This is a genomic window from Hoyosella altamirensis, from assembly GCF_014191505.1.
GTDB classification, from domain to species: domain Bacteria; phylum Actinomycetota; class Actinomycetes; order Mycobacteriales; family Mycobacteriaceae; genus Hoyosella; species Hoyosella altamirensis.
In genome coordinates this window covers 404,813-424,362 of sequence record NZ_JACHWS010000004.1, presented here as the reverse complement: position 1 = coordinate 424,362, position 19,550 = coordinate 404,813, and the positions used below count along the sequence as shown (strand labels likewise).

Sequence of the window (19,550 nt, the reverse complement as noted above, 5' to 3'; positions counted from 1 at the left end):
TGGAAGGATCGCACGTGTGGCTGACCTGACTGACCCGCACCTCTGGCTTGAAGATATCGACAGCGACGCGGCCCTGGAGTGGGCCCGCAAGCACAATGACGTCACCGAGCAGGCGTTCGTCGACGACGCCTTCGAGGAGTCTCGGGCCCGCTTGCTCGGGGCGCTCGATACGGACGATCGCATTCCCTATGTCCGACGCCGCGGCGAGTATCTCTATAACTTCTGGCGAGACGCACGGAACCCGCGCGGCCTCTGGCGCCGCACCACGCTAGAACAATATCTACAGGAAAAGCCCACCTGGGAAATCCTCCTCGATGTCGACGAACTCGCGAAAGCCGAGTCCGAGAACTGGGTGTGGGCAGGAGCGACAGTGCTTCGGCCCGGCTACGAACTCGCGTTGGTCAGCCTCTCGCGCGGCGGTGCTGATGCGGCTGTCATACGTGAATTCGATTTGCGGACAAAACAGTTCGTCACTGGTGGTTTCAGCCTCCCCGAGGCGAAAAGCGACGTGCGCTGGTTCGATCACGACAGTCTCTACGTCGGCACGGATTTCGGGGAGGGGTCGCTGACAGCATCCGGCTACCCGCGCATCGCGAAGCTGTGGCGGCGCGGCACGCCGCTCGCCGAAGCTGAGACAGTATTCGAAGGCGAAGCCGCAGACGTCGCTGTCTCTGCTTGGCGAGACCTCACACCAGGTTATGAGCGGAGCTTCGCCGAACGGGCAATCGACTTCTATACGTCCCAACGGTTCTTGTTGACTGACGACGGCCCGGTCTGGATCGAGGCACCGCTCGACGCACGCCTCTCAGCCCATCGCGAGTGGCTTCTGATCTACCTGCGGTCGACGTGGAACGTCAACGGCAGCGAATATCCCGCAGGCACGCTCCTTAGTGCGCCTTTCGACAGTTACATTGCGGGTCGGAGGGACATCACCACGGTGTTTACTCCCGATCCGCACACCTCCCTGCAGTCGTTCTCGTGGACAGCTCAACACCTCGTTCTTGAGGTGATGCGCGACGTGCGCACTGAACTCCTCGTGCTGGAGCCAGGAAGCTGGACAGGGCAGATACTCCCGGGGCTGCCTCCCTTGGAAACCGTTGCGGTCGTGGACACCGATCCCGATCGCAGCGAGGAAATCTTCCTCAGCACAAGTGGTTTCACCTCCCCAGCGACCCTCTGGCATGGCGCCCTCGGCCAAACCATCGACGTCATCAAAGCGGTGCCACCGCTCTTCGATGCAAACGACATCGTTACAGAGCAACATTTCGCGACCTCTGACGACGGCACGAAAGTGCCGTATTTTCTTGTGCGCCGAAAGGATGCTTCGTCCGGGCCTACCCTCCTCTATGGCTATGGGGGCTTCCAGAATTCGCTGACACCGGCTTACAGCGCTGTTCTTGGCCGCGCCTGGCTCGAACGCGGTGGCACCTACGCGGTCGCCAACACGCGAGGCGGAGGCGAGTACGGCCCCGCGTGGCACACGCAGGCGCTGCGCGAGAACCGGCATCGCGTCTTCGAGGATTTCGCGGCTGTCGCGCGCGATCTCGTCTTGCACGGCGTCACCACACCGCAGCAGCTGGGCATTCAGGGTGGCAGCAACGGTGGGCTTCTCATGGGTGTCATGCTTACCCGCTACCCAGAACTCTTCGGGGCGATCGTGTGCCAAGTACCTTTGCTGGACATGCGCAGGTACCACCTGCTACTGGCCGGCGCATCCTGGGTGGCCGAATATGGTGACCCGGAAAACCTGGAAGACTGGGAGTTTCTCTCCACCTACTCCCCCTACCAGGCGGTGGTTGCGGAGGCTGTCTACCCGCCGGTGCTCATCATGACCTCAACTCGGGATGACCGCGTACACCCTGGGCACGCTCGCAAGATGGTCGCGAGGCTCGAAGAACTCGGGCACCCGGTGTGGTACTTCGAGAACATCGAAGGCGGCCACGGCGGGGCCGCAGACAATGCTCAGCTCGCGCACAAGTCTGCTCTTGCGTACGAGTTTCTGTGGCGGACGCTGGGTCTGCGCTGAATTCGGGTTTCTCGGCGGTTCGCGTGCCAAGCGCTAACTCCTTGATGTTTCGTGACGTTCGCGACCGCCTTCCGGGTGCGAACGTCACGAAACGGGCCGCGCCATATCTAACCGGCCAATGCGAGCACTCCCCTGAAGATGGCCACCACCGCACCCGCTCCCGCTAGCGACAGTGCGAGCGCGCGCGCCATGCCCGGCGATACGCGGCGGGCGACAAGTCCGCCGCCGAAGGTCGCAACCACAACCGTCGCGGCCACCGCTAACAGCGTCCACCATGGTGGCAGCCCTTCCGGCCCTGTCGCTCCAAAGGCGACTTTGACCAGAAAAGACACGAGCCCCATAGTCATGAACACTGGGTTCATGGTGGCGGCGAAAGCGCGTTGATCCCAGCGAGACACGAGGGCATACACGACCATGGCGGGTGCCGCGATTCCCGCTGTCGTGTTGAAGAACCCGCCAGCTGTCCCAGCGAGCCCTGTGGTGACAGGACCTTCCAGGTGTGGCAAAGTCCGCACAAGGTACGTGATCACGAGGGTAAGCAGCACGAGCGCCCCGATGCTGATCTGCAGCCAGGCGGCGGGCACGGCACGCACCACCAAAGCACCCGGGACTGCCCCGAGCACAGCCGCTGGAGCGAGAACCGCGTAACGCCGCCAATCCACGTACTTCCAGACATACAACGTGATTAGCCCGCCTGACATCGCCGTAATGATGTTCGTGGCCAGAATCCCCTGCACCGGACCAAGCAGAACTGCCAGCGTGGGTGCCACAACCAGCCCAACGCCTGTTCCGGAAACGCGCTGCAGCACAGCCCCTATCGCTACCGCGATGAGGACCGCGGCGAGCATCTCCGCTGTCACGCGGGTGCGGCCTCAGCGAGCAGTTCCGCCCGCCGCTTTTCACCCCAGTCCTCAAGAGACTTCAGCGCAACTTTCAGGTCTTCACCGAGCGCGGTAAGCGAATATTCAACACGCGGGGGTATCTCAGGAAAGAACTCACGGTGCACAACACCGTCGGCCTCCATCTGGCGCAGCTGCTCCGTCAGCACCTTTTCGCTGACACCGTCGAGCATCCGCCGAATCTGCCCGAAACGTTGTGGGCCGTCACCGAGCACCCACATGATGTGCAGCTTCCATTTTCCGCCCACCACCTCAATGGCAACGCTCATCCCGCACATGTGAGCGAGGTCCTGCGACTCCATAAGCGTTCGCCTCCCCGAGTGTCCGGCGATCCTCCAGGAAGGATACTCGGGTGCACTGACACGTGCGTGAATCACAGGGCTACCACAGTACTCAGGACCGCAAGCCACACCAGCGCAGTGATGAGGGCCGCACGTTGCCAGACGCCGGTACAGTCATCGTCTTTATCCCAGGCACTGCCAAAATGGCTGACGAGGACCATTGCCGCCACCGCTGTGACTGCGGAGTACCCGCGCACCTCCCAGCCAAAGGCGGTGCTGAACGCCGCAATCGCCGGCATCACAGGAATACACATGAACGCGACTGCGCCCGCGCGGTCATGCCAGCGGTGACGGTGCGACAACGTTGCGGGTGTTCTATCCGGAGTGCCAGGGGGATACCCGCGCATCGCATCCATCGGGAACAACCCTGATACGACCAGTGCCAGACCGAAAACAGCTATCGCCGCACCGAGTGGCCACGTGACACCGCCAACCGCGACTCCGCCGACCGTAATCGCCACTCCACAGATCACGAAATTCGAAGTCTGGACCCATCCGCGATCACCGAGCGCCAGTGCGCTCACCGGGTGGCGGACCGGGTTGTATTCCGGCCGCGTCCACCCGTCCCACATGAAGACCACGACGAACGTGATTGCGGCGAGTGCCGCAATCAGGGCGGCTAATCCCATCGGAACAGCGCCGCCGCGACGATTCCGCCTACCAGCACCGCAGCGACCAGACTCACAAGGTGGGCGGGATCAATGCCGGTGCCCGCCCACGCTGAACCCAGCGCCTGCATCGTCGCGCCAAACGGCAAGTGTTCACCGACTCTCGCCAGCCCGTCAGGCAGCGACCCAGGACCGCCGAACAAGCCGCCGAGCGCTCCGATGGCGAAGAAGGTAATCAGACCGATCGCCACCGCCGAGTTCGGTGTTGGCGCCACCGCAGCAACAATCATGCCCACGCCATACATCGCGGCCAAACCCAGCAGAGCGACGCCCAGGGCTGCCACCGGTGCACCTGGCAATTCGGCGCCGAACACCAGCACAGCGACCGCAAGAGCGACGCTGATACCAATTACCGCCTGAATCAGGCTCACCACCGCTTGCGCCACCAGGACCATTGCTGGTGATGCGGGTGTGACGGAGAGGCGGCGCAGGATCCCTGTGCGCCGGTAATACGCGAGGAAGCTCGGCATGTTGATGATGCCAATCGCCGCGATGACCATCCCGAACACCAGTGGCAGCACATACACTTCCAGGCCTGTCAGTCCGGTATCACCGGCAGCCTCTGAGCCCGCCGCCGACGCGCTCATGATGAGAATCAGCAGGGGCAAACCGATAGGCACTACGAGCCCTGCGGTATCGCGAATCACCATCTTGGCCTCGCATTTGGCGAGCGTCACCCAAGCTCGCAGTCCCGGCCGGTGGGCTTCGATGGTCGTGGTCATCGATCCGCCTCCATTTCGTGGACGTCGTGACCTGTCAGCCGCACAAAGGCCTCTTCCAGATCTGCCGCCCCAGCCTCCGCAGTGACTTGAGCCGGCGTTCCGTGCGCGATGATCCGGCCCGCATCGAGCAGCGCGATCGTGTGGCACAGGCGGCTCACCTCGTCCATGGCATGACTGACGAGGACTACCGTTACGCCCTCGTCACGCAATTTCTCGATCGTCGCCCACATCCGTCGGCGGGCACGCGGATCAAGGCCGGTGGTGAGCTCATCGAGAATCACCACACGCGGCCGCCCGATGAGAGCCAGAGCGACTGACAGGCGCTGCTGCTGACCGCCCGAGAGCTTCTCGAACTGCGTGCCGCGGTGCTCCGACAACTCGACGAGATCCAGTGTCTCGTCCGACCCACGCGGATTGGGATAGAAGCTGCGGTACAACTCGACGAGTTCCGCAGCGGTCAGCGCGTGATGAAGATATGCGTTCTGCAGTTGCACGCCAAGGACCTGCCGCAGCTTTGCCCGGTCACGGCGTGGATCAAGACCGAGGACCCGAACGGTGCCGCGGTCCGGTTTGCGCAGACCAGCGATCGTCTCGACGGTGGTTGTTTTCCCGGCGCCATTCGCCCCGAGGATGCCGATTACCTGGCCCTGTTCGACGCGCAGCGACACATCGTCGACGGCGACCCTGGACCGATAACGCTTGTGAAGCCGCTCGACTTCGATAGCGAGTACTGACGTATTCATGGGAACGACGGTAGGTTCGCGGTGCCTGCGCGCACTTGTGCCGACGGTCATTACTCCCACCCATGACTATCGGCACCTGCTTCGCGCTGACCCGAAGCTTAAGGTGAGGTAATGCGGCGTGTAGATCCTGAGACGTGGGCTGGAATCGTGTTACTTGCCGTCGTCGTCGGCCTTGGTGCCCCCGCATTGATCGGGCTGGTCGACACCACTATCCCGCGCATCTGGTGGATTGCGGCGTTTATCACGATGCTCGGCGCCGTCCTAGCAGCTTTCGCGTTCGAACATCGCACGGGCCCTAGGCATCTCGCTCTGGGCACCGCGGTCGCCGCCTCGTGGATCGTAGTCGCTGGCGCACCTAATCTGGGCTTCTTGCCGATCCTGCTGATCGCTATGGCCGCACTCAGCGTCTACACGACGCGACTTGCGGGCACGGCGGTCATCGTGCTGCTGAACACGCTGGTGATCGGGGCTATCGGCGTTCGCTACGGCGACTCACTGCAGGAAGCTGCCATTGTTACGGGCCTCTATCTGGCACTGCAGGCGATGTCGGTGTTGTCGTCGCTCGCCATCATCCGCGAGCAGCAGTTGCGGCGTCAGCTGACAGAAGCGCACGTGGAACTGCGGGCAGCAACTGCGCTCCTCTCCGAGTCCGCGCGGACCGCGGAACGGCTCCGCATATCTAGGGATCTGCATGACACTATCGGCCACCAGCTCACCGTCCTCACTCTGGAATTCGAAGCGGCGCGTCACCGTGAAGGAGAACGCGCACGCGAACACGTTGAGCGAGCACAGTCCGTCGCCCGCAATCTTCTCCGCGATGTCCGCAGCACCGTCGGCGAGCTGCGAAACGGCTCCGCGGATCTCGCAGCGACTCTCGGCGAAATAGTGAAAGACCTCCCCGGACTGCGCATCTCGCTCGATGTCGAACCCGCGGTCGAAGTGGGAGAAGACGAGAGCACAGCGCTGATTCTGGCAGTGCAGGAAATAATTACCAACACGATCCGGCATGCGGGCGCGCACGAATTGTGGATCGAGATCGCCCGCGATCCCTCAGGTGCAACCGTGCTGACCGCTGCCGATGATGGTCGTGGCGCAGACCGTCCGGTACTGGGCAATGGCTTGCGCGGAATGAAAGAACGGTTCGAAGAGATCGGTGGCAACGTTCGCATCGGCGGCAGCGGTACAAGGCGGGGCTTCACCGTTACGGCCCGGGTGCCCGCCTCATGAGCAGCATCCCCGTCTCCGTCGTAATCGTCGACGACCAGAACCTTGTGCGCCACGGCATTCGCAGCCTTCTTGAACTCGCCGATATCAGGGTGGTCGGTGAGGCTAGCGATGGGGCGGCCGCTCTCGACGTGATTGCCGCAACTACCCCCGACGTCGTCCTCCTCGACCTGCGGATGCCCAGATACGACGGCCTGTGGACGCTCGAGAACTTGCAACTGCGCGAACTTGACGTGCCGGTGCTCGTGCTTACCACCTTCAATGACGACACGCTCGTGCTCGAAGCGCTGCGCTACGGCGCCGAAGGATACCTTCTCAAAGACGTCACGCTGGAGCAGCTGAAGACCGCAGTTCATACCCTCGCGGCAGGCGGCACATTGATCGCACCATCGATCACAGACAGACTGTTGCGGGCGATACGGTCCGAGCCCTCCCCCTTCGATGCCCGCGTGCCTGCGGTGGACTTGACCGCTCGGGAGCTGGAAGTGCTGCGTCTCGTCGCCGAAGGACTGAACAACCGAGAGATCGCAGGCGCGCTGCATCTCGCCGAAGGCACCGTGAAAAACCATGTCTCGACGATCCTTCTCAAGCTTGGTGCGCGCGACCGCACTAACGCCGTGCTGCGCGCCCTGCACGAGGGATTACTGCGCTGACCGTAATGCGTACCTCAAGGTAAGTCCCGCACCACAAAGTGCGGTCTTGTGGAGGTTGCGAACTCGATCGACGATGAGAACCAGCGCCGCGATCGACTTCCTGAAAGACGACCAACCACAAGGATTCACATGCCTAGTACCGCTCCATCTGTCACCGTCATCGGCCTCGGACCGATGGGCCAGGCGATCACGCAAGCACTGCTGAACGCGGGCACCGCCGTTACCGTGTGGAACCGCACACCCCGCAAGGCAGACGAAATGGCAGCCCTCGGCGCGAAACGTGCCGAGACGGTCGCCGAAGCGCTCGACGCGAACGACGTGGCAATCCTCAGCCTTACCCACTACCACGCGATGTACGACGTCTTAAGCCACGCGGCCGGGCATCTCTCCGGCAAGACCATCGTCAACCTGAGCTCAGATTCACCGCAGAAGACGCGCGCGGGAGCCCGATGGGTGCTCGACCACGGCGGCTCCTTCTTGACGGGCGCGTTCATGTCACAGGGCGACGACATTACCCATCCGCTCTCCTATGTCTTCTACAGCGGGCCTGACGAGGTTTTCCGCGCCGTGATGGACCTGCTGATTCCCTTGAGTCCAGCTGAATATCTCGGTGCGGACTATGGTCTGGCACAGCTGTATTACCAGGGACTTCTGACGATCTTTCACCCTTTCGTGCTGGCGTATGAGCAGGCTCTTGCCACGATCGGGCAATCTGGTGGCGACGTCGACCGATTCACCCCTTACGCGCGCAGATTCATGGACTCGATTAAGGACTTCATGGACTACTTCACGGCCGAGGCGAAGAACGGCGGCTGGGGTGACGTTGCGAGCCTCAGGATGATGCATGCTGGAGCGCAACACGTCATCGATACCAGTAACGACGCTGGCGTAGCAGCACCACTCACCCACACTGTGCAAGACGTGTATGCCCGCGCCATCGCGGCGAGCACGGAAGCACGGCCGGTGTCGACGTTTGAACTGATCCGCGACTGGCAATAAGCCTCTGCGGGCGGATGTATCGAGTTCGACACCACACAGCGATACATCCGCCCGCGAGGGGGAACCGGCAAGGGCGGCGCCGCGTCAGTTTTCCACATGGGTTCTAGAAAGTTGCCAGACGAAGTCGCTGCTGCCCTGCACGAGCACGGCCGCCTGCCCGGGTCCTCGCAGTTAACCCGAACGGATCCGGCGGCTCGGAGACCTCAGCGTACGGCCGCGTATTCCGGCACGAACTTCCTGAGCAGCATCGAACACAGGCCGGCAGCAATCTTGTTTCCCCTGCGTGGGCGACGTGTGCTATCGCGACGAGGTCACCACTCAGCCATGCACTCGTGGCCGCGGATGCTGCTGCACGCCGCGGTCACCACCCGCGCAAGGCCGTTCCCCACTTCAAGCACTGGCCTGGCGTTTCGCGCGTTGAATGGGTGACGAAGTTCGCGGACCCGCTATCTGAATCACCGCTCGAAACGCTCGGCCGTTTTAGCGCGATCGCTGGCGGTCTCCCGCTCCCCGTATCGAACGCGTGGGTAGGCCCGGGCTTCCCGATGTACCGCGTCGACGGGCTTTGGCCGTATCACTGGGCTGCGTTCGAAGCTGACGGAGCATTGAAGTACAACAACCGCAGCGATGCGTCAAAGATCGTACAGAAGCAGTCGGAGCGAGAATGGGAGCTTCGCAAGAAGGTGTCGATCGATGTCCTGCGGTTCGGCTTCTCTGAGGCGGTCGAGACCAAGGCGCTCTCGCTCCGAATGACACGCTTCCTAGACCACAATCCGCGAAGAAAGTCGCCGATGCGGTGGTGGAAGGATCTTCCTGGCTTCGGCCCAGTTGACCCTGACGAATCCGATTGGCCGGACCCGGACGGCCGCGACTACTGCTTGCCGTCCTGACTTCGCGGGCGGATGTATCGGTTTGAAGGGCAAACTGAGCACATCCGCCTGCGAAGTCAGCCGATGCGGTCAATGACAAGAGAGGCCCGCTTGCCTTCCTGCGCGATCGTCCAGCCATCCTTCAACGCGGCCACTGCCGCAGGGATCCGTTCGGGCGTATCGGTGTGGAGGGTGAACAGCGGCTGCCCTTTCCGTACCGAGTCCCCCACGTGTGCGTGCCATTCCACTCCCGCACCCGCCTGGACGGGCTCACCCTGACGCTGTCTGCCTGCCCCGAGCCGCCACGTCGCCAGGCCAACGGACATTGCGTCGAGCCGCGCCAGCACACCCGACGACTCGGCAGCGATGACCTCGGTCTCCGTCGCCGCAGGCAAATCGGCTGCGGGATCACCACCTTGCGCCGCGATCATCTTTCGCCAAACGTCCATCGCTCGGCCGTCAGCAAGCGCATCGGCGGGGTCGATATCTGTCATGCCCACTGCCGCCAGCATTTCCCGCGCGAGAACAATCGTCAGCTCCACAACATCAGCGGGACCGCCGCCAGCAAGAACCGCCACAGACTCACGGACTTCCAGCGCGTTGCCTGCCGTCAGGCCGAGCGGAGAGTCCATGTCTGTCAGGAGGGCTACAGTTCGGACCCCGGAGTCCTTTCCAAGGTCAACCATCGTCTGCGCCAACTCACGGGCATCCTCATCGCTCTTCATGAACGCACCGGACCCACATTTGACGTCGAGCACCAGCGCCGACGTTCCCTCCGCGATCTTTTTGGACATGATTGAGCTGGCGATGAGGGCGATGGACTCGACAGTCCCGGTGACGTCGCGCAGGGCGTACAGCTTTTTGTCGGCGGGAGCTAGTCCAGCACCAGCAGCGCATATTACGGCGCCGACGGAATCCAGCTGGGCGAGCAACTGCTCGCTGGTAAGGGTCGCGCTCCACCCCGGGATCGCCTCGAGCTTGTCTAATGTTCCGCCGGTGTAACCCAGACCGCGGCCCGACAGCTGCGGGACGGCGGCTCCGCATGCGGCGACCAGCGGTGCCAGGGGAAGGGTAATTTTGTCCCCCACGCCTCCGGTTGAGTGCTTGTCGACTGTCGGGCGTGTCAGGGATGAAAAGTCCATCCTCTCGCCGGACCCGATCATCGCGGCTGTCCAACGGGCTATTTCATCGCGATTCATGCCGCGGAGGAGGATGGCCATGGCGAGCGCCGACATCTGCTCGTCAGTCACGGCGCCCCTGGTGTACGCGTCGACAATCCAGTCGATCTGCCCGTCGGTGAGCTGCAGCCCATCGCGCTTCGCTCGGATCACGGATACGGCGTCGTGGTGGTGAATCATGGCTGTTCCCTTCCTGCGGCGTAGTCGTCGGGCCCAAAGGCTGCGGGGAGAAGCGCACCGAGCGGGACCGGCCCGTTTGCGGAAGAAATGAGCATGTCAGGTCCCCCGTGTTCATAGAGCACTTGACGGCAGCGTCCGCAGGGCATGAGGATTTCGCCGCGACTGTCGACGCATACGAGGGCGCGCAGCCGTCCCCCACCGGTGGAGTGGAGCATGGAGACCACTGAACACTCTGCGCAGAGCGTCAAACCAAATGAGAGATTTTCCACATTGCAGCCGCTTAGGTACCTCCCGTCGGTGGTTACTGCGGCGGCGCCCACCGGGAAATGCGAGTACGGCGCGTAGGCCGTACTCATGACCTGTTTAGCCCGTTTATGCAGGCTTTTCCAGTCAATCTCTTCCAATTTCACTGCCTCCGGGGTGCAGCGGTGAGGCGATCCACCGCGCTATGGCAAGGCAAACCTAACCCAAACCTGCAGGTCGAAACACAATATCCCGCTGCAACCCACGATTTGGGATGGGTCTAAAGTTCTAACTGTCAGCTTAGGTTCTCGCCGGGACCACTGTTGTGCTGCGCCCTCGCGAACCCACTTGCAGGGCGCATCTATTCACTACCGGCGTGCGCCCACCGATGACACTGGAGGCAGAGCTCGCAATGACCAGCACAACAGACGCCACTGGACAGGTGGTGCGCTCCCGATCGATTTACCGGGGTGATCCCGGCATGTGGTCCTGGGTTTTACACCGGATCACTGGCGTCACCCTGTTCTTCTTCTTGTTCGTCCACGTGCTTGACACTGCGCTGGTCCGGGTGAGCCCCGAGGCATACGACGCTGTCATCGAAACGTACAAGAACCCTGTGGTGGGGGCACTCGAACTTGGCTTGCTCGCGGCCGTCATTTACCACGCGTTCAACGGCCTTCGAGTCATCCTGATCGACTTCTGGTCCAAGGGCCCGAAGTATCAGCGACTTATGTTCTGGATCGTCATGGCCATTTCGGTCGCCATCATGATCCCGGCATCTGGCCGTATCGTCTACCTGATGTTCGGGAGCTAATCATGACGAGTTCAGATCCTCGCATCGCGCAGCCCATCGCTACCTCCTATGACCGCCCCGCGTCCTTGTCATTGCCACGGACCCCGCGGCGGCGCAGCGGAAACAACTTCGAGATGTGGTCATGGCTCTTCATGCGCATCTCCGGTCTGCTGCTCATGTTCCTCGTCATCGGGCACATTTCGATCATGCTGCTTCTCGACGACGGCGTGCACCGCATCAATTTCGCGTTCGTTGCAGGCCGCTGGGCAAGCCCGTTCTGGCAGATCTGGGATCTGTCGATGCTGTGGCTTGCGCAACTTCACGGCGGCAACGGACTTCGCACCGTCATCAATGACTATGCACGCAAGGATTCGACGCGGTTCTGGCTGACCACACTCCTCGTGATCTCGATTGTCCTGATCACGGGTCTGGGCAGCTATGTCATCTTCACGTTCGATCCCAACATCACCGGCTGAGCGAGGCGTACATGCAAGAACACCGTTACGACGTGATCATCGTCGGCGCTGGTGGCGCCGGGATGCGTGCCGCTATCGAAGCCGGCCCCCGCGTCCGTACCGCAGTGCTGACAAAGCTTTACCCCACGCGTTCTCACACGGGTGCGGCGCAGGGCGGCATGTGTGCCGCGCTGGCCAACGTCGAAGAGGACAACTGGGAGTGGCACACCTTCGATACCGTGAAGGGCGGCGACTACCTGGTCGACCAGGACGCCGCTGAGACCATGGCGAAAGAAGCGATCGACGCCGTTCTCGACCTCGAGAAGATGGGTCTGCCGTTCAACCGCACGCCTGAAGGCAAAATCGACCAGCGTCGTTTCGGTGGCCACACGCGCGACCACGGCAAGGCACCAGTGCGACGTGCCTGCTATGCCGCGGACCGCACGGGCCACATGATTCTGCAGACGCTGTACCAGAACTGCGTCAAGCATGGCGTCGAGTTCTTCAACGAGTTCTACGTACTCGATCTGTGTCTGACCAAAACCTCGCAGGGCACTGCAGCTACCGGCGTCATCGCCTATGAGCTCGCAACCGGCGAGATCCACGTGTTCCATGCGAAGTCGATCGTCTTCGCCACAGGCGGTTCGGGCCGTATGTACAAGACGACCTCGAACGCGCACACCTTGACTGGCGACGGCATGGCCATCGTGTTCCGCAAGGGCCTGCCGCTCGAGGACATGGAATTTCACCAGTTCCATCCGACAGGCCTCGCAGGCCTGGGCATTCTCATCTCGGAGGCTGTCCGCGGCGAGGGCGGAATCCTCCGCAATGCCGAAGGCGAGCGTTTCATGGAGCGCTACGCTCCCACTATCAAGGACCTCGCACCGCGCGACATCGTCGCCCGATCGATGGTGCTCGAAGTTCTCGAAGGGCGCGGCGCCGGGCCCAACAAGGATTACGTCTACATTGACGTCACCCACCTCGGTGAGGATGTTCTGGAAGAAAAACTGCCAGACATCACCGAGTTCTCGCGTACCTACCTCGGCGTAGACCCGGTGAAGGAACTCGTGCCGGTGTTCCCGACGTGCCACTACGTAATGGGCGGTATCCCCACGCGCATCAGTGGCGAAGTGCTGCTCAACAACGACGAGATCGTCCATGGTCTCTACGCCGCGGGCGAATGCGCATGCGTCTCCGTCCATGGCGCGAACCGCCTGGGCACGAACTCGCTGCTCGACATCAACGTGTTCGGCCGCCGCGCCGGCATCGCTGCTGCGGAGCACGCACTAGGTTCGGAATACGAGCCGCTCCCGGACACTCCCGCGCAAATGGTGCAGGACTGGATGGACAGCATGCTTTCCGGCGAGGGCAACGAGCGCGTCGCTGACATCCGGATCGCGCTGCAGGAAACGATGGACCGGAACGCCTCAGTGTTCCGGACCGAGGAAACGCTGAAGCAAGCGCTCAAGGACATCAACTCGCTCAAAGAGCGGTACGGCCGCGTGCAGGTGCACGACAAAGGCAAGCGCTACAACAGCGACCTTCTCGAAGCCGTGGAACTGGGCTTCTTGCTTGAACTCGCGGAGGTCACGGTTGCCGGTGCACTCAACCGGAAGGAATCCCGCGGCGGGCACGCACGTGAGGATTACCCAGATCGTGACGACGTGAACTACTTGCGCCACACCATGGCGTACAAAGAGGTTCCAGCAGACGGCCAGCCCCCACTGATCGCCGACATCAAACTGGATTACAAGCCAGTGACCTTCACCCGCTACGAGCCGATGGAGCGCAAGTACTGATGACTGCGACAGTTGAATCTGAAACAGGCGAGCGTTCACTCCCCCCGGTTCCCGAGGGCGCCGTCATGGTGACGCTCCGGATTCGCCGGTTCAACCCGGAAGACCCGGATGCTCAGGGCTTCCAGGAGTTTGAGGTTCCGGCGCTGCCCTCAGACCGGCTTCTTAACCTGCTGCACTATGTGAAGTGGTATCTCGATGGCACGCTGACCTTCCGGCGCTCCTGTGCACACGGAATCTGCGGTTCCGACGCGATGCGAATCAACGGCGTCAACCGGCTGGCCTGCAAGATCCTGATGAAGGACATGCTGTCCAAAGATGGGAAGTCCGTCACTATCACCGTGGAGCCGATCCGTGGGCTGCCGGTAGAGAAGGACCTCATCGTCGACATGGAACCCTTCTTCGACGCGTTCCGCGCCGTGAAGCCGTTCCTCATCAACTACGGCCAGGAACCGACGCGCGAACGGATCCAGTCGCAGTCAGACCGTGCCCGGTTCGACGACACAACGAAGTGCATCCTGTGCGCGTGCTGCACGACCTCATGCCCGGTGTTCTGGCATGACGGGTCGTACTTCGGCCCAGCAGCGATCGTCAACGCTCATCGGTTCATCTTTGATAGCCGCGACGAGGGCGCTGCCGAGCGCCTCGAGATCCTCAACGACATGGACGGCGTCTGGCGCTGTCGCACGACGTTCAACTGTACTGAGTCTTGCCCACGCGGGATTCAGGTGACGCAGGCAATCCAGGAAGTCAAGCGCGCATTGCTCTTCGCGCGCTGACGAAATGCATAGGGCGGTGGGCGCTTCTCTGGATTCAGAGGGGCGCCCACCGGCCGTTCACAGCCAGTTCGTACTGTCCTCCGCATAGAGGTAAGATAATCCGAATGTCCGACATGTCGTCACGCGGGCCAGGGCCCATCGACCCAGAAATCTGGCGTAAAGCACAGCGCGCAGTCGCAACCCGCAGCACAAACGCCGAAGATTGCCGTACCCTGCTGCAAATGCTGGGGATTCAGGGGCCGCCAGAGTTTTCCGGCGCCCACTACCCTCCGGGTCTGCCAGGCTGATTCAGGCAGGGCCAACTCAGGCAGGGCCAACTCAGGCGCAAGCCCTAGGCGCGGACGCTAGCGCAGGGATGACGTTTTCCGTCACGAGTGGCGCGAGGAGCACGCTAGCTGGTGCGCTCTTGATGCTCACCCAGCGGACCTCCGCAATTTCCGCGCCCGACGCTGCCCCTGCGGCTTCGGCAGCCTCACACACGAACACGGTCGCATCTATGGTGCGGCCCGTTTCGTTGGCGGCGGGCGCGGTCCACCTTCCAAGGAAGCGCAGCGAATCCTCGTTGAGCTGAACGTTGATCTCTTCGTGGCATTCGCGGATCGCCGCGGCGTAAATCGATTCGGACAGGTCCGGTTTGCCACCAGGGAGCATGAAATGCTCGGTGCCCTGCTTACGGACTAGCAGGATGTGCTCCCGATTTTTGAGGAAGCACACTCCCGCTACAGTGATCGGCTTGGTCACTATCAGATACCTGTCGTGATGTTCGCACTTCGAGGATCCGGCACCGGGTTGAGCGCCGGAATCGAGGGTACCGAGGACTCCAATTGGTTAACACCTAGTGACAAAAAGTGCGACGAACGCAACAACAGACACGTGACGGTTACAGCCGGCTAACTGCTTGTCTAATCCGAATGCACCGAAGCGCTGTGTGCTTAACGATCATTGCGACAACCAACTGCGGCTGATGTGCCCGGTTGCTAAGTGCAGTGCACAAAAGGAGCTTTCATGCGTCCAAGGACCGCAACTCGCGTTCGGCGCGCCGCCATACTCGCCGCCGCGTCGAGCGTCACCCTTGCCGGAGCGGTCGCGTTCGCGGCGAGTTCTGAAGCGTCTAGTGATAACCACGCCTGGACAGCGTTCTCCGCGTCTTCCGTCGTTTCAGTTCTCAGCCCGGACGCGGAGGTCAACTGAAGTGCGGGCGACGTCAACGTGGAATGTTGTGCGGGGTAGCGATGTGAATCGTGCTGAGTGACGGCGGCACCCCATCGAGCGCGCCGCGCGCCTGCAGCAGCAGTCTGCAGGCGCGGCGGACGTCAGCATGCAGGTCGTGGTGCAGCACTGCGGAGACACGGCCGTCCCGCAGTAGTTGGGTGTTGTCGTCGTCGAGGTCGTGGGCAATGAATGCGTGACACGCTCTCCCAGCCTGCTCAAAGGCTGCTAGCAGGGCGCGGTTGCCTCCGCCAATAGAGTAGGCGGCCATAATCGACGGGTCCCGGTTCAGTGCGTCGACGGCGCGACGCCGCACCGTGTCGTCAATGCCGTCGGTGTCAGGGATCTCGATGAGGCGCCGTTCTGGATTCAGGGAGCGCATCGTTGCGCGAAATCCCGCCTCCCGTTCTTCCTCGTTCCGGAAGAAGTTCTGAGTCAGGCTGATGAGGATGTTTCCCTGCTCACGACGAAGCCATTGGCTCATCAGATACGCAGCGGTGGATCCGGCCGCCCGGTCATCGATGCCGACATAGCCGGCTCGCGCGCTTCGAGCAACGTCAGTGAACATCGTGACGACGGGAATGCCTGCGGTATCGAGCCGTTGAATGGCCTCGACGATGCCGGGCACATCCGGAGCTTTCAGGAGTACACCCTGTGAGCCGCGCTTAGCGATGCGGTCGAGCGTTTCCACGAGCACTTCCGCGGACCCGGTTTCGCGGTGATGGAACCGGCACCGGATCACTGCTGGCTGCATGGCAGGGATCTCGGCTTCGAGCGCCTCCCGCACCTCAGTTACGAAACGCTGCGGTGCGTGCATCACCACGTCGAAGATGAACTTGCGGCCTTCGAGTCGCAATTGTGAACGCTGCCGGTCCAGGTCAGAGATAGCCTGCTGCACCTCCATCCTGGTGCTTTCTCGCACGCCGGGACGCTCGTGGAGGACCCGGTCGACGGTCGCTTCACTGAGGCCGCTTTGCTGGGCAATTTCCCTGACTTTGAATCGATGGACCATGCCTGATTCCTGAGGTGTTTTTGATGGTTTTGTGAGGTTGATTGCCAGTCTAGTCCCCGCAAGACTAGAGACATCAGTTCTCGCGGCCCGGAAATCTCCGGGCACTCACGTCGCCGCTCAGCAAGGACTCATCAATGACTAGCGCATACTCGCCATCAGGATCGTCGCTATCATCCGCGCCGCGGATTCCAGCCGCCGAACGCGTTGCCGGCGCGCCAATTTCGTGGGGAGTGTGTGAGGTTCCCGAATGGGGGCACCAACTCAGCCCTGCCCGCGTGCTCAGCGAGATGAACAGCCTGGGCCTCACGGCGACCGAATTCGGCCCCGCGGATTTCCTCCCGGAGGAGCCTGCCGCCCGCGCCGCAGCACTGAAGGAGCACGAGTTGGCGGCGGTTGGCGGGTTTGCACCGGTCGTCCTCCACGACCCGGCACAGGACCCCCAGCAGGAAATCGCCAGAGTTCTCGACTGGTTCACTGCCGCAGGCGCGACGGTCCTTGTGTTGGCCGCAGCGACCGGCATCGACGGCTACGACTCGCGCCCAGAGCTTGACAGGCAAGGCTGGGATACATTGTTGACCAATCTCGACCATCTTGCCTCCTATGCCGCCTCTCGAGGTGTGCTCGCCGTGCTTCATCCCCATGTCGGAACCATGGTCGAGAACGAAGAAGAGGTCCAGCGCGTGCTGTCCGGCTCCTCGATTGCGCTGTGTCTTGACACCGGACATCTGCTCATCGGAGGTTGCGACCCTGTGGAGCTGACGCGTACAGCGACCGACCGGATCGCGCACGTCCACCTCAAGGACGTTGATGCGGCGCTTGCGGATCAGGTTCGCAGGGGGGACATCGCGTTTACCGACGGAGTTCGGCGTGGGATGTTCCGGCCCCTGGGCCAGGGCGACATCGACATCGCCACCGTAATCAAAACGCTGGAGGGCAGTGGCTTCAACGGCTGGTATGTCCTCGAACAGGACATGATCCTCGACGGCGAGCCGGAAGACGAAGGACCTATCTCGGACGCCCGGGCTTCGGTCGAGTTTCTGAACGCCATCTTCGAGACCAACCGCTAACTGCCTGTATGCAAATCTGACCCAGACTGTGACAACGGTCATTGACACTAATTCGCCCTATCCGGTACACCTTGACCCACACAGATATCTGCCGCAACGTCGCGGCGGTGCGGTCGTCCTCCGTGGAGGCGCCCGGCTGAGCTGATCTGAAGGGGTACCAATGTCGCTATCCAATGCCGGAACTGCTGCGTCCACTCACACGACGCGCACACTCATCATCGGCACCGGCTTCTCCGGCATGGGTATGGCGATACAGCTGCTGCGCAATAAGCAGCCCGACTTCATCATCATCGACAAAGCGCATGATTTCGGCGGCACGTGGCGTGAAAACACCTACCCCGGCTGCGCGTGTGACGTGCCCTCCCACATGTACTCCTTCTCCTTCGAGCCGAATGCGCGCTGGACGAAGCTATGGGCTCGTCAGCCTGAAATCTTCGACTACATGCGGGCGGTCGCCGAGAAGCACAACCTGAAGAGCCACACCCACTTCGGCCGGACATTCACCGGGGCCGCATGGAACGAGACCACGCAACGCTGGACCGTTCGCACCGCTGAAGGTGTCAGCTATGAAGCGCAGTACCTGGTCTCCGGCATCGGCGGTCTGCACATCCCGAGTATTCCGCGCTTCAAAGGTGATGACACCTTCACCGGAGAACGCTTTCACTCCGCGCAGTGGAACCACAATGTTGATCTGCGCGGCAAGCGAGTCGCGGTAATCGGCACAGGAGCGAGCGCGATCCAGTTCGTTCCAGAAATCGTCGATCAAGTGAAAGAGCTGCACCTCTACCAGCGGACTCCGGCGTGGGTGCTCCCTCGGACGAATGTGCCGATCCCCGGTGCCGCGCAAACCGCGCTCGCGAAGGTACCACTTGCCAGACGAGCTGTCCGCAACATGATCTATTGGGCCAGTGAAAGTCTCGCGCTCGGCCTCAACGGCAATTCGAACATGATGCAGCCGATAGAGCGACTCGCGAAATGGAACATCGACCGCTCCGTGCCGGACCCAGAGCTTCGGCGCAAGCTCACCCCGGACTACAGGATTGGCTGCAAACGGATCCTCGGATCGAGCACCTATTACCCTGCACTCGCACGCGAACACTCGAGTGTTATCACCGAAGGGATCCGCGAGTTCACTCCCACCGGAATCATCGCCAACGACGGCACTGAGCGTGAAGTCGATGTCGTCATCTACGGCACCGGATTCCACGTGACAGACGGCTTCGACAGCATCGATCTCACGGGCCGTGACGGCGTGAATCTCAAAGAGCAGTGGGCTCGCGCGGGCATGGAAACCCACCTCGGCATCACCATCGCCGGATTCCCGAACGCCTTCTTCCTGCTCGGCCCGAACACCGCGCTCGGACACAACTCTGTGGTGTTCATGATCGAGCAGCAGATCGGGTACATCCTGTCTGCGATGAAGCTCGCCGACACAAAGCGTGGTGTCATCGAGGTCAGCGCAGCAGCACAGCGCGAGTTCACGAACGAGATCCAGAGCAAGCTTGCGACTGGTGTATGGAGTACCGGCGGGTGCACTAGCTGGTATCTCGACTCGCAGGGTCTCAATCGCACGATCTGGCCGGGATTCACCTTCCAGTACTGGTCGCGCACCCGACGCGTCAACGCGGCCGACTTCGTTTTCGAGTCGATCACCGCTGACGCGCCGCGCGAAGCAGCCCTCACCAGCTGAGTCG

The 19,550-nt window shown here is 62.0% G+C and carries 22 protein-coding genes; 13 read left to right on the top strand and 9 right to left on the bottom strand.

Annotation, left to right across the window (positions count from 1 at the left end; genetic code table 11):
- The first annotated feature begins 16 nt into the window (after positions 1–16).
- Positions 17–2,026 (top strand): prolyl oligopeptidase family serine peptidase, encoded by a 2,010-nt coding sequence (locus tag FHU29_RS20940; protein ID WP_064442474.1) that lies wholly within the window; start codon positions 17–19, stop codon positions 2,024–2,026.
- A gap of 107 nt (positions 2,027–2,133) precedes the next feature.
- On the opposite strand, the gene FHU29_RS20935 is transcribed toward FHU29_RS20940, so the two are convergent.
- The 5 genes from FHU29_RS20935 to FHU29_RS20915 all read right to left on the bottom strand — a co-directional run bounded on the left by FHU29_RS20935 (position 2,134) and on the right by FHU29_RS20915 (position 5,399).
- Positions 2,134–2,886, bottom strand: coding sequence for a sulfite exporter TauE/SafE family protein (locus tag FHU29_RS20935; protein WP_083962580.1), 753 nt, complete (start codon positions 2,884–2,886; stop codon positions 2,134–2,136).
- A complete protein-coding gene (locus tag FHU29_RS20930; protein WP_064442473.1) occupies positions 2,883–3,227 on the bottom strand; it encodes a winged helix-turn-helix transcriptional regulator in 345 nt (114 codons plus the stop codon). The genes FHU29_RS20935 and FHU29_RS20930 overlap by 4 nt, the downstream gene beginning before the upstream one ends.
- Before the next feature lie 71 nt (positions 3,228–3,298).
- Positions 3,299–3,895 carry a DUF998 domain-containing protein gene (locus tag FHU29_RS20925; protein ID WP_064442472.1) on the bottom strand — a complete coding sequence of 199 codons (597 nt, stop codon included), beginning with the start codon at positions 3,893–3,895 and terminating at the stop codon, positions 3,299–3,301.
- Positions 3,886–4,656, bottom strand: a complete 771-nt coding sequence (locus FHU29_RS20920) for an ABC transporter permease (RefSeq protein WP_064442471.1) — start codon at positions 4,654–4,656, stop codon at positions 3,886–3,888. Before FHU29_RS20920 ends, FHU29_RS20925 begins: the two co-directional genes overlap by 10 nt.
- Positions 4,653–5,399 carry an ABC transporter ATP-binding protein gene (locus tag FHU29_RS20915; protein WP_064442485.1) on the bottom strand — a complete coding sequence of 249 codons (747 nt, stop codon included), beginning with the start codon at positions 5,397–5,399 and terminating at the stop codon, positions 4,653–4,655. The genes FHU29_RS20920 and FHU29_RS20915 overlap by 4 nt, the downstream gene beginning before the upstream one ends.
- Positions 5,400–5,510: 111 nt before the next feature.
- On the opposite strand from FHU29_RS20915, the gene FHU29_RS20910 reads away from it, so the two are divergent.
- From FHU29_RS20910 to FHU29_RS20895, 4 genes are all read left to right on the top strand, one after another.
- Entirely contained in the window at positions 5,511–6,626 is a 1,116-nt protein-coding gene (locus FHU29_RS20910; RefSeq protein ID WP_064442470.1) for a histidine kinase, read from the top strand.
- A complete protein-coding gene (locus FHU29_RS20905; protein ID WP_064442469.1) occupies positions 6,623–7,276 on the top strand; it encodes a response regulator in 654 nt (217 codons plus the stop codon). Before FHU29_RS20910 ends, FHU29_RS20905 begins: the two co-directional genes overlap by 4 nt.
- A gap of 129 nt (positions 7,277–7,405) precedes the next feature.
- Positions 7,406–8,275 (top strand): NAD(P)-dependent oxidoreductase, encoded by an 870-nt coding sequence (locus FHU29_RS20900; protein ID WP_064442484.1) that lies wholly within the window; start codon positions 7,406–7,408, stop codon positions 8,273–8,275.
- Positions 8,276–8,607: 332 nt separating this feature from the next.
- Positions 8,608–9,165, top strand: a complete 558-nt coding sequence (locus FHU29_RS20895; protein WP_064442468.1) for a hypothetical protein — start codon at positions 8,608–8,610, stop codon at positions 9,163–9,165.
- A gap of 56 nt (positions 9,166–9,221) precedes the next feature.
- Here the strand turns inward: FHU29_RS20895 and FHU29_RS20890 are convergent, their stop codons facing one another.
- Together FHU29_RS20890 and FHU29_RS20885 are read right to left on the bottom strand one after the other, a co-directional pair.
- The gene (locus tag FHU29_RS20890; RefSeq protein WP_064442467.1) at positions 9,222–10,502 is read right to left on the bottom strand and encodes a thymidine phosphorylase; all 1,281 of its coding nucleotides are present in this window, start codon (positions 10,500–10,502) and stop codon (positions 9,222–9,224) included.
- Positions 10,499–10,906 (bottom strand): cytidine deaminase, encoded by a 408-nt coding sequence (locus FHU29_RS20885; protein WP_064442483.1) that lies wholly within the window; start codon positions 10,904–10,906, stop codon positions 10,499–10,501. The genes FHU29_RS20890 and FHU29_RS20885 overlap by 4 nt, the downstream gene beginning before the upstream one ends.
- Before the next feature lie 251 nt (positions 10,907–11,157).
- On the opposite strand from FHU29_RS20885, the gene sdhC reads away from it, so the two are divergent.
- The 5 genes from sdhC to FHU29_RS20860 all read left to right on the top strand — a co-directional run bounded on the left by sdhC (position 11,158) and on the right by FHU29_RS20860 (position 14,855).
- Positions 11,158–11,559: a succinate dehydrogenase, cytochrome b556 subunit gene (sdhC, locus tag FHU29_RS20880; RefSeq protein WP_074390937.1), complete on the top strand. Its 402-nt coding sequence runs from the start codon at positions 11,158–11,160 to the stop codon at positions 11,557–11,559.
- Between the two features lie 2 nt (positions 11,560–11,561).
- On the top strand, positions 11,562–12,014 hold the full coding sequence (locus FHU29_RS20875) for a succinate dehydrogenase hydrophobic membrane anchor subunit (protein ID WP_041451212.1): 453 nt from the start codon (positions 11,562–11,564) through the stop codon (positions 12,012–12,014).
- Between the two features lie 11 nt (positions 12,015–12,025).
- Positions 12,026–13,792 carry a succinate dehydrogenase flavoprotein subunit gene (sdhA, locus tag FHU29_RS20870; RefSeq protein WP_064442466.1) on the top strand — a complete coding sequence of 589 codons (1,767 nt, stop codon included), beginning with the start codon at positions 12,026–12,028 and terminating at the stop codon, positions 13,790–13,792.
- A complete protein-coding gene (locus FHU29_RS20865; RefSeq protein WP_064442465.1) occupies positions 13,792–14,568 on the top strand; it encodes a succinate dehydrogenase iron-sulfur subunit in 777 nt (258 codons plus the stop codon). Before sdhA ends, FHU29_RS20865 begins: the two co-directional genes overlap by 1 nt.
- A gap of 104 nt (positions 14,569–14,672) precedes the next feature.
- Complete coding sequence (locus tag FHU29_RS20860; protein WP_013808706.1) at positions 14,673–14,855, top strand: hypothetical protein; 183 nt, start codon at positions 14,673–14,675, stop codon at positions 14,853–14,855.
- Positions 14,856–14,886: 31 nt separating this feature from the next.
- Here the strand turns inward: FHU29_RS20860 and FHU29_RS20855 are convergent, their stop codons facing one another.
- Positions 14,887–15,309, bottom strand: coding sequence for an NUDIX hydrolase (locus tag FHU29_RS20855; protein WP_341478989.1), 423 nt, complete (start codon positions 15,307–15,309; stop codon positions 14,887–14,889).
- Between the two features lie 264 nt (positions 15,310–15,573).
- Between FHU29_RS20855 and FHU29_RS20850 the strand changes: the two genes are divergently transcribed.
- Entirely contained in the window at positions 15,574–15,759 is a 186-nt protein-coding gene (locus FHU29_RS20850; RefSeq protein ID WP_064442464.1) for a hypothetical protein, read from the top strand.
- A gap of 13 nt (positions 15,760–15,772) precedes the next feature.
- Here FHU29_RS20850 and FHU29_RS20845 read toward each other — a convergent pair whose 3' ends face one another.
- Positions 15,773–16,789: a LacI family DNA-binding transcriptional regulator gene (locus FHU29_RS20845; protein WP_064442463.1), complete on the bottom strand. Its 1,017-nt coding sequence runs from the start codon at positions 16,787–16,789 to the stop codon at positions 15,773–15,775.
- Between the two features lie 134 nt (positions 16,790–16,923).
- Between FHU29_RS20845 and FHU29_RS20840 the strand changes: the two genes are divergently transcribed.
- Positions 16,924–17,856, top strand: coding sequence for a TIM barrel protein (locus FHU29_RS20840; protein ID WP_064442462.1), 933 nt, complete (start codon positions 16,924–16,926; stop codon positions 17,854–17,856).
- Positions 17,857–18,016: 160 nt separating this feature from the next.
- Positions 18,017–19,546 (top strand): flavin-containing monooxygenase, encoded by a 1,530-nt coding sequence (locus tag FHU29_RS20835; protein ID WP_064442461.1) that lies wholly within the window; start codon positions 18,017–18,019, stop codon positions 19,544–19,546.
- Positions 19,547–19,550: the final 4 nt, after the last annotated feature.

Bases quoted from the DNA above. Each gene is read 5' to 3' on its own strand.
- FHU29_RS20930 (WP_064442473.1), bottom strand. From the start codon at position 3,227: ATGGAGTCGCAGGACCTCGCTCACATGTGCGGGATGAGCGTTGCCATT.
- FHU29_RS20925 (WP_064442472.1), bottom strand. From the start codon at position 3,895: ATGGGATTAGCCGCCCTGATTGCGGCACTCGCCGCAATCACGTTCGTC.
- FHU29_RS20920 (WP_064442471.1), bottom strand. From the start codon at position 4,656: ATGACCACGACCATCGAAGCCCACCGGCCGGGACTGCGAGCTTGGGTG.
- FHU29_RS20915 (WP_064442485.1), bottom strand. From the start codon at position 5,399: ATGAATACGTCAGTACTCGCTATCGAAGTCGAGCGGCTTCACAAGCGT.
- FHU29_RS20910 (WP_064442470.1), top strand. From the start codon at position 5,511: ATGCGGCGTGTAGATCCTGAGACGTGGGCTGGAATCGTGTTACTTGCC.
- FHU29_RS20905 (WP_064442469.1), top strand. From the start codon at position 6,623: ATGAGCAGCATCCCCGTCTCCGTCGTAATCGTCGACGACCAGAACCTT.
- FHU29_RS20900 (WP_064442484.1), top strand. From the start codon at position 7,406: ATGCCTAGTACCGCTCCATCTGTCACCGTCATCGGCCTCGGACCGATG.
- FHU29_RS20890 (WP_064442467.1), bottom strand. From the start codon at position 10,502: ATGATTCACCACCACGACGCCGTATCCGTGATCCGAGCGAAGCGCGAT.
- sdhC (WP_074390937.1), top strand. From the start codon at position 11,158: ATGACCAGCACAACAGACGCCACTGGACAGGTGGTGCGCTCCCGATCG.
- FHU29_RS20875 (WP_041451212.1), top strand. From the start codon at position 11,562: ATGACGAGTTCAGATCCTCGCATCGCGCAGCCCATCGCTACCTCCTAT.
- sdhA (WP_064442466.1), top strand. From the start codon at position 12,026: ATGCAAGAACACCGTTACGACGTGATCATCGTCGGCGCTGGTGGCGCC.
- FHU29_RS20865 (WP_064442465.1), top strand. From the start codon at position 13,792: ATGACTGCGACAGTTGAATCTGAAACAGGCGAGCGTTCACTCCCCCCG.
- FHU29_RS20860 (WP_013808706.1), top strand. From the start codon at position 14,673: ATGTCCGACATGTCGTCACGCGGGCCAGGGCCCATCGACCCAGAAATC.
- FHU29_RS20850 (WP_064442464.1), top strand. From the start codon at position 15,574: ATGCGTCCAAGGACCGCAACTCGCGTTCGGCGCGCCGCCATACTCGCC.
- FHU29_RS20845 (WP_064442463.1), bottom strand. From the start codon at position 16,789: ATGGTCCATCGATTCAAAGTCAGGGAAATTGCCCAGCAAAGCGGCCTC.
- FHU29_RS20840 (WP_064442462.1), top strand. From the start codon at position 16,924: ATGACTAGCGCATACTCGCCATCAGGATCGTCGCTATCATCCGCGCCG.
- FHU29_RS20835 (WP_064442461.1), top strand. From the start codon at position 18,017: ATGTCGCTATCCAATGCCGGAACTGCTGCGTCCACTCACACGACGCGC.